Origin of the sequence: Microcella sp. (assembly GCF_033763155.1) — a bacterium.
Taxonomy (GTDB): domain Bacteria; phylum Actinomycetota; class Actinomycetes; order Actinomycetales; family Microbacteriaceae; genus Microcella.
Genome location: NZ_JANRKZ010000277.1, coordinates 1 through 2,122 on the forward strand (window position 1 = coordinate 1; position 2,122 = coordinate 2,122).

The window sequence follows — 2,122 nt, forward strand, 5'->3', positions numbered from 1 at the left end:
CCCCCGCGAGGGCCTTGAGGCGGTGCACATAGCCGTGATGGTCGGCGCCGAGCAGGTAGATCTTGTGGGCATAGCCGCGGTCGCTCTTCGAGAGGTAGTAGGCCGCGTCGGCCGCGAAGTAGGTGTAGATGCCGTTGCCCCGCTTGATGACACGGTCTTTGTCGTCACCGAAGTCAGTCGTGCGCACCCAAATGGCGTCGTCGAGATCGAAGACATGGCCCTGTGCCCGCAAACGGTCGACGGCCTCGTCGATCGGGCTGCGACCCGAGGTCGCGTCGGCCGCGTGCAGCAACCGCTCGCTAAACCACACGTCGAAGTGCACGTTGAACCGTTCGAGCGACTCGCGAATCTCATCGAGCTGCCAGCCGTAGGCCAGCTCGCGGGCGATCGCCACGGCGTCTGCGCGCGGCAGCGTCGCGAGGTCGGGGCGGTCGGCGAGCGCGCGGCGACCCAGCTCGGTGATGTACTCCCCGGGGTAACCGTTCTCGGGCGCGGGCTCGCCCAGTGCGGCGGCGAGCACCGATTCGCCGAAGACATCCATCTGGGCACCCGCGTCGTTGACGTAGAACTCGCTCACGAGCGTGGCGCCGCTCGCCGCGAGAACGCGGGCGAGCGAGTCACCCAACGCCGCCCAGCGCGTGTGACCGATGTGCAGCGGGCCCGTGGGGTTGGCCGAAACGAACTCGAGGTTGATCGTCTGGCCGTGCAACGTCTCGTTGTGGCCGTACGTCTCGCCCGCCTCGACGATCACGCGCGCGAGCTCACCCGCCGCTCCGGCCTCGAGACGGATGTTGAGGAACCCGGGGCCCGCAATCTCGACCTCGGCAACACCCTCAATGGCGCGGATGCCCGGCACGAGCTCGTCGGCAAACGCCCGCGGGGGCATCCCGACGCGCTTCGATTGCTTGAGAGCGATCGAGGTCGCCCAGTCGCCGTGGTCGCGGTTGCGCGGGCGTTCGAGCGCGATGTCAGCAACCGTGAGCTCGCTCGCGGCTGCCGCGTCACGTCGCTCAACAACACTGACGACAACGGCGAGCAGGGCGGTGGCGAGCTGGTCGGGATTCACAGCCCCAGCCTATCCGGGGCTGTCGGATGCTCCGCCGGGCGTCACCCCAGATAAACGAGTGCGTCGGGGTCGGAGTCGAGAGCTCGATCGACCTCCGCGTGCACGAGCAAGCGGTGCAGCGTGAGCGACGAACCGTCGTTGGCGAGAAACGCCGTGTCGGCGGCATCTCGGCCCGTTGCGATGCGCAGCATTCCCTCGCGCGGCGCCATGTGGGTCGCATCGGCCACGACCCACTGCTCGTCCACGAGGGCTTCGACCACGGCGTGAAAATCCATGGGGTGCAACTGCGGCGCATAGACCGACACGGCGCGGGCAGGCATGTCGGTCGCGCGCAGCACGCCCGCGAGCAAGTGCGCGAAGTCGCGGCACACTCCCTGGCCCGTGGCCAAGATCTCGGGCAGACCATCGGTGGGGCTTGTGGAGCCGATCGTGTACGTCAGGCGACCGGCCACCAGTCGCGCGCGGCGATGAGTCGCTCGCGGTCGGGCAGAGCTGCGAGCTCGTCGATGATGCGAGCGTCGATGAGCGGGCCGGCCAGTTCATCTGACTGCACATAACGACTCGGACGAACAGCGAGGATGCGCTCCGTCGCGTCGATCTCGCGTGGTGCACCGCGGCCCACGACCGTGGCCTCGTACCGCACCGTCAGCGGACCCTCGGGCACCGCCGCACTGTGCCACCGGGTTCCGCTCACGCCGACCGATTCGACCAGCTCAATGCGCTCGCCCGCGGCGTGCACGACGAGCTGTTCGTCGATGTGCAGCCCCGGAGCGTGGGCAACCGCGACGGCGAGCACGATGTTCGTCGCCTCGCCGAGCGACGCGTCAATCTCACACCCGACGGTGCGACGCATGCCCTGGTCGATACTCACTCCCCCAGACTGGCACGGCCGCACACCCCGCGCGAGAACCGCTAGGCTGAACAGGCCTCCGTAGCTCAGGGGATAGAGCATCAGTTTCCGGTACTGAGGGTCGCAGGTTCGAATCCTGTCGGGGGCGCCACTACGGCCGCGTTTGGTGTGGTTTCTCGCGCTGGGGCGCGAACGTTCACGGCCAA

The 2,122-nt window shown here is 68.2% G+C and carries 3 protein-coding genes and 1 tRNA gene; 1 reads left to right on the forward strand and 3 read right to left on the reverse strand.

All coding sequences use genetic code 11. The features are described from left to right. The 3 genes from argS to SFU54_RS11680 all read right to left on the reverse strand — a co-directional run. Positions 1 to 1,066, reverse strand: a 1,066-nt coding sequence (gene argS, locus SFU54_RS11670) for an arginine--tRNA ligase (RefSeq protein ID WP_319016442.1), incomplete at its 3' end; no start/stop codon positions are given. A 41-nt stretch (positions 1,067 to 1,107) separates the two neighbouring features. Then, complete coding sequence (locus SFU54_RS11675; RefSeq protein ID WP_319016443.1) at positions 1,108 to 1,518, reverse strand: transglutaminase domain-containing protein; 411 nt, start codon at positions 1,516 to 1,518, stop codon at positions 1,108 to 1,110. After that, positions 1,503 to 1,937 (reverse strand): hypothetical protein, encoded by a 435-nt coding sequence (locus SFU54_RS11680; protein WP_319016444.1) that lies wholly within the window; start codon positions 1,935 to 1,937, stop codon positions 1,503 to 1,505. The genes SFU54_RS11675 and SFU54_RS11680 overlap by 16 nt, the downstream gene beginning before the upstream one ends. A gap of 54 nt (positions 1,938 to 1,991) precedes the next feature. On the opposite strand from SFU54_RS11680, the gene SFU54_RS11685 reads away from it, so the two are divergent. Next, positions 1,992 to 2,067: transfer RNA gene (locus tag SFU54_RS11685), tRNA-Arg, on the forward strand. The last annotated feature ends 55 nt before the right edge of the window (positions 2,068 to 2,122 follow it).